Annotated in this window: 5 protein-coding genes; 4 read left to right on the plus strand and 1 reads right to left on the minus strand. The window is 70.0% G+C overall.

Annotated features, from left to right (window positions below):
* The first annotated feature begins 11 nt into the window (after positions 1–11).
* Both metK and ACWEKR_RS03495 read left to right on the plus strand, forming a co-directional pair.
* Positions 12–1,223, plus strand: a complete 1,212-nt coding sequence (gene metK, locus ACWEKR_RS03490; RefSeq protein WP_195083566.1) for a methionine adenosyltransferase — start codon at positions 12–14, stop codon at positions 1,221–1,223.
* An 82-nt stretch (positions 1,224–1,305) separates the two neighbouring features.
* A complete protein-coding gene (locus ACWEKR_RS03495) occupies positions 1,306–3,717 on the plus strand; it encodes a primosomal protein N' (protein ID WP_452353098.1) in 2,412 nt (803 codons plus the stop codon).
* 31 nt (positions 3,718–3,748) lie between these two features.
* Here ACWEKR_RS03495 and ACWEKR_RS03500 read toward each other — a convergent pair whose 3' ends face one another.
* Positions 3,749–4,591, minus strand: a complete 843-nt coding sequence (locus tag ACWEKR_RS03500) for an SDR family oxidoreductase (RefSeq protein ID WP_452353055.1) — start codon at positions 4,589–4,591, stop codon at positions 3,749–3,751.
* 73 nt (positions 4,592–4,664) lie between these two features.
* Here ACWEKR_RS03500 and ACWEKR_RS03505 point away from each other — a divergent pair, with 73 nt between their 5' ends.
* Together ACWEKR_RS03505 and ACWEKR_RS03510 are read left to right on the plus strand one after the other, a co-directional pair.
* Complete coding sequence (locus ACWEKR_RS03505) at positions 4,665–5,243, plus strand: TetR/AcrR family transcriptional regulator (RefSeq protein WP_452353056.1); 579 nt, start codon at positions 4,665–4,667, stop codon at positions 5,241–5,243.
* A gap of 103 nt (positions 5,244–5,346) precedes the next feature.
* Entirely contained in the window at positions 5,347–6,000 is a 654-nt protein-coding gene (locus ACWEKR_RS03510) for a PadR family transcriptional regulator (RefSeq protein WP_195083564.1), read from the plus strand.
* Positions 6,001–6,165: the final 165 nt, after the last annotated feature.

A 6,165-nucleotide genomic window follows, 5' to 3' on the forward strand; every position in this document is an offset into this window, starting at 1 on the left:
AGGGAAGAACTGTGCGCACGTCCGGGAGCCGGCTTTTCACCAGTGAGTCCGTGACCGAAGGTCATCCGGACAAAATCTGTGATGCCATCAGCGATTCCATTCTCGACGCGTTGCTCGCGGAGGATCCGCGCAGCCGGGTCGCGGTGGAAACCCTCGTGACGACCGGCCAGGTCCACGTCGCGGGTGAGGTCACCACGTCGGCATATGCCGATATTCCCCGTATTGTCCGGGAAAAGGTCCTGGAAATCGGATATGACTCGTCGGCAAAGGGTTTCGACGGAAATTCCTGCGGTGTGAATATCGCGATCGGCGCGCAGTCGCCGGATATCGCGCAGGGTGTCGACACCTCGCACGAAGCGCGAGTCGGCGGCTCCGACGACGAGATCGAGAAGCAGGGCGCGGGCGATCAGGGCCTGATGTTCGGCTACGCCACCAAGGACACTCCCGAGCTGATGCCGCTGCCGATCGCGCTCGCGCACCGGCTGTCGCGCCGCCTGACCGAGGTGCGCAAGTCCGGCGTGCTGCCCTACCTGCGCCCGGACGGCAAGACCCAGGTCACCATCGAGTACGAGGGTGATCGCCCGGTTCGCCTGGACACGGTGGTCGTCTCCACCCAGCACGCCGCCGACATCGACCTGGACAACCTGCTCGCGCCCGACATCCGCGAGAAGGTGCTCGACGCGGTGCTCGCCGACCTGGACGTGCCGAGCCTGGACGTCTCGGACATCCGCCTGCTGGTCAACCCCACCGGCAAGTTCGTGCTCGGTGGCCCGATGGGCGACGCGGGCCTGACCGGCCGCAAGATCATCGTCGACACCTACGGCGGCATGGCCCGGCACGGTGGCGGCGCCTTCTCCGGCAAGGATCCGTCGAAGGTGGACCGCTCGGCCGCCTACGCCATGCGCTGGGTCGCCAAGAATGTGGTGGCGGCCGATCTGGCCGACCGGGTCGAGGTCCAGGTGGCCTACGCGATCGGCAAGGCGGCGCCGGTCGGCTTGTTCGTCGAGACCTTCGGCACCGAGAAGGTGGACCCGGCCCGCATCTCCACCGCCATCACCGAGGTCTTCGACCTGCGTCCGGGCGCGATCATCCGTGACCTGGACCTCTTGCGCCCGATCTACGCGCCGACCGCCGCGTACGGCCACTTCGGCCGCACCGACGTCGACCTGCCGTGGGAGCACACCGACCGCGCGGACAAGCTGCGCGCGGCCGTCGGGCTCTGAGCTCGATCAGGTCCGAGTGAACGAACCCGCGGCGGACACCCCCGCCACCGAGGCGGACGGTCCGGCCGCGGGTACTCCGGGCGTGGCGCTGCCTATCGCCCGGGTGCTTCCGCTGTTGTCGCCGGCGCATCTCGACCGCGACTTCGACTACCTGGTGCCCCCCGAGCTGGACGAGATCGCCCAGCCGGGGGTCCGGGTGCGGGTCCGGTTCGCCGGTCGGCTGGTCGACGGGTATCTCCTGGCGCGATCGGCGCACAGTGACCACGGCGGCAAGCTGGTCGCGCTCGAACGCGTCGTTTCCGGCGAACGGGTGCTGACCCCGGAGATTCTGGAACTGGCCGGCAAGGTGGCGGCCCGGTACGCGGGTACCCGCGCCGACGTCCTGCGGCTCGCCATTCCACCGCGCCATGCCCGCACGGAAACCGGGGGCAAGAAGAAGTCCGTTGGCGCACCGGGCGAGTCCGTCGGTTCCCCGGATTCTTCCGCTGCTCCCGCGCCGGACCAGGGGCCATCCGGGGGCGCTATTGGCACCGAAATGTCACCTGCACAGGCGTTTTGCGTGCAGAACGGGGACGTGGAATCCACGCGCGCCGCGACACTCCACACTGCGCGTACCGCGAATCCTGCTGTGCTGCAATCTAGTTCTTCGGTCGCCGACCACGAGTCCGAGCGAGAGACTACCGAAACCGTCGATGCGGCTGGGCCGGACGATCCGGACCTTGCGAGCGCGGATGCCGCCCGAAATGTGCGCTCGCACGAGGGGGACACCGCCGCGCTCGAAGCCGAGTCCGACGCTCTGGCAACGGAACCGCGCTCCGACGGTGGAGTTGCGGCGACCGTCGGCGGCGCGCGGACGGGTTGTGCGGACTCGGCACTCGACGCCGTGGATCTCGCTGCCTGGGAGCGTTACGCGCACGGTTCGGCATTCGTCGGTGCGCTCGCTCGAGGAAGAGGGGCACGCGCCGCGTGGCAGGCGCTGCCCGGTGAGGACTGGCCACGGCGGCTGGCGGAACTCGCCGCCGTGGTGGCCGGCCAGGGGCGCAGCGCGATCATCATGGTCCCCGACCAACGCGACCTCGACCGGGTGCTGGCGGAATGTGTTCGACTGGTTGGGGACTCGGCAGTCGGACTGGCCGCCGGCCTCGGCCCCGCGGCACGATATCGGCGCTGGCTCGCGGTGCTGCGCGGTTCGGCGCGCGTGGTGGTCGGCACGCGCAGCGCGGTCTTCGCACCGGCGGCGGACCTCGGGTTGATCGCGCTCTGGGACGACGGCGACGACACCTACGCGGAACCGCGCGCACCGTATCCGCACGCACGTGAAGTGGCGATGTTGCGGGCACACGAGACCGGAGCGGCATTCGTCGCGGCGGGTTTCGCGCGGACCGCGGAGATCCAAGCGGTGGTCGATTCCGGCTGGGCGCACGATCTGGTCGCCGATCGCGCGGTGCTGCGCAAGGCCGCGCCGCGAATCAGCGCACCGGGTGACAGCGACCTCGCGTTGGAGCGCGATCCCGTCGCGCGTGCCGTCCGGATTCCCGGCGTCGCCTTCGCGGCTGCCCGCGCTGCGCTGAAGGAGGGTGCGCCGGTGTTGGTCCAGGTGCCGCGCCGGGGATACATTCCGGCGCTGGCCTGCGGAAAGTGTCGTACTCCCGCGCGCTGCAGGCACTGCAACGGGCCGCTCGCGCTACCGGAAGCCCACCGATCGGCCGACCCTGGTGCGTCCGCGCAGAGCCCCGCTTGCCGTTGGTGCGGGATCACCGAGGCCGCCTTCCGATGTTCCACCTGCGGTTCACGCGCGCTGCGCGCCGTGGTGGTCGGCGCCGCGCGCACCGCGGAGGAACTCGGCCGCGCCTTTCCCGGCGTACCGATCCGTGGTTCCGGCGGCGGCACCGTGCTCGACACCGTGGAGCAGGGTCCGCAGGTGGTCGTCGCCACGGTCGGCGCCGAACCGGTGGTACCCGGCGGGTACGGCGTCGCGTTGCTGCTCGACGGGTGGGCCTTGCTCAGCCGCGCCGACCTGCGGGCCGCCGAGGACGCGCTGCGCCGCTGGATGGCCGCTGCGGCGCTGGTCCGCGCGCACGGTCAGGTCGTCATCGTGGCCGAGCCGTCCATCCCCACCGTGCAGGCATTGGTCCGATGGGATCCGGTCGGCGCAGCGCGCGCGGAGGTCGCGGCGCGGGCCGAGGTGGGCTTCCCGCCCGCGGTCCGGCTCGCCGCGATCGACGGCACCGCCGAGACCATCGCCGAACTGCTCGCGGCGGCGGAACTGCCCGATACGGTCGACCGCCTCGGGCCGGTGCCGCTGCCGGACGGCGCTCGCAAACCGTTCTCCTCCGGCGATGCGCCCGCCGAAGTCGAACGCTTGCTCCTGCGGGTCGAGCGCCGCCGGGGCTCCGCGCTCGCGCACGCCCTGCGCGCCGCCCAAGCGATCCGCAGCACGCATCGTTCCGACGGCCCGCTCCGCGTGCAGATCGACCCGGTCGACATCGGCTGACGGGCGCGGGGGCGATGCGCCCAGCCGAGCGTCAGGCGAAGGCCGCTCGATTGCGAACGGCCCAGTCGGCGTACTTCGTGGCCGGCCGCCCGAGTATGCGCGGCACGTCGGGGCTGATCCGCTGCTCGGCGGCGGTCGGCTCGCCGAGGATCGTCAGCGTGTGCTCGACCACCGGCTCGGGCATGAACTCGAGCATTGCCGAATGCGCCTGCGCCCGAGTCAATTCCACGAATCGCAGCGGCTCGCCGATCGCCTCGCCGAGCGCCTCGGACTGGGCCCGCGGGGTGGCGAGTTCGGGTCCGGTCAGGGTGTAGACCTGTCCGGCGTGCCGGTCGTCGCGCAACGCCGCCGCTGCGACGGCGGCGATATCGGCCGGATCGATCGAGGGAAGACCGACATCGCCGAACGGCGCGGCGACCAGACGCTGCTCGCGCACCGCATTCGCCCATGCGTAGGTGTTGGAGAAGAACCCGGCCGGGCGCAGGAAGGTCCACGCCAGCCCGGAGTCCCTGATCGCCTGTTCGTAGGCGACGAGCCGGGCATACCCCGCCGCGTCCGGACGAGTGGCTACGCCCTGTGAGGACACGAAGACCACCCGCTGTACACCGCCCGCTGCGGCGACCTTCAGCACCTGTTCCGGATCCGGACCGGCTACCAGCTGCTCACCGGTGACCAAAAGGAACAGGGTGTCGGCTCCCGCGACGGCGGGGGAGAGGCTGTCCGGCTCGCCCAGGTCCGCCCGAACCGAGCGGACTGCGCCGGGAAGAGAGAGATCCGCGTGCCGCGCGACGGCCGTGACCTCCTCGCCGGCGTCCGCCAGCAGACGCACGAGCGGCGCGCCGATATTGCCGGTCGCTCCGGTGACCACGATCATGTTATCTCCTTAGTTAGTTACCTGACTAAATCGAACCTAGCCGGTCGCGGCCGCGTTGTCTACAGTTAGTTGTGTGACTGACTCACTGGCGGAGACCAAGCTCGGCAAGCGGGAGCGGCTGATCGAAGCCGCCGTGCGGGTGTTCTATCACCAGGGCGTGGAGAAAACGACGATCGCCGACATCGCACGCGCCGCGGAGGTCCCGGTCGGCAACGTCTACTACTACTTCAAGACGAAAGACCAGCTCATCGAGGCCGCGATCGGCTCACACGCGCGCATCCTCGACGCCGTGATCGCCGCGAGCGACCAGTGCGAGACGCCTGCGGAGCGGCTGAAAGCCCTGATCGCCGGGTGGGTCGCCGATCGCGAGCAGACGGTGCGTTATGGCTGCCCGTTCGGCACCTTGTCCTCGGAACTGGACAAGCGGGGCGGCGGGTTGGACACCGCGGCCGCCGAGGTGATGCGCGTTCTGGTGGATTGGGCCGAACGGCAGTTCGCCGCGATGGGACGTGCCGACGCGGGCCAGCTGGCGATCGCCTACGTGGCGGCATATCAAGGAATCTCATTGCTCACCAACACTTTTCGCGATCCTGAACTCATGGTCACCGAAGGTGCGCGGCTGTCGCGCTGGATCGACTCGCTGAACAGCTGACCTCTCGGCAGGGCTCGGCTCGCGAAGCCGCGCCTTGCGCTCGATGCATTGCCGATATATCGTCGATAGTGTGAATCGAACACGAGAGCCCTGGGAGGCTGACATGGAAAACCAAGAATTTCGCGAATTCGGCCGGCGCGGCCGCAGGCCGCTGCCCGGACCGGAAGGCTTCGAACACGGGCGACGCTTCCGTCGCGGCGGACGTCACGGCTTCGGTCCCGAGTTCGGGCCGGGCTTCGGTCCCGGCTTCGGCCCTGGCTTCGGCCCGCACTTCGGTCGCGGACGCGGACGCGGCGGCCGGGGCAGGCGCGGGGACGTCCGCGCCGCCGTGCTGTTACTGCTCGTCGAGCAGCCGATGCACGGGTATGAACTCATCCAGCAGATCCGCGAGCGCAGCAACGACATCTGGCGGCCGAGCCCCGGATCGATCTACCCCGCGCTGGCGCAGCTGGAAGACGAGGGTCTGGTGCTCATCGAGAAGGTCGCCGGGCGCAAGACGGCGAAACTCACCGAGGCCGGCGCCGAGTATGTCGCCGCGCACCGCGACGAGTTGGGGGATCCCTGGGCGGACGTGCAGCAGGACGTCGGTGCTCAGGCGATGGACCTGCGCGCACTCGTCGGACAGCTGATGGGGGCGGTGGCGCAGGTCGCCGCGGCCGGTACCCCGCAGCAGGCGGCGCGTGCCGCGGAGTTGCTGACCGAGACCCGCAAGTCCCTCTACCGCATCCTCGCCGAGGACGAGACCCCCGATAAGTAGGGGAGGCGAAACACCCCTCTACGGCGCGCGTTTCGAGTCGATCGGAGGGATCATTGTGAGATGCGACAGTCGAGTCGAGCGGGAGCTTGGGGTAGTTCACACTTGCGTCGCGCCGTGCTGGCCCTTGTGGTCGCCGGCGCGGCCGCGCTGGGGCCGGGCATGGCG

Source organism: Nocardia sp. NPDC004573, assembly GCF_053602135.1.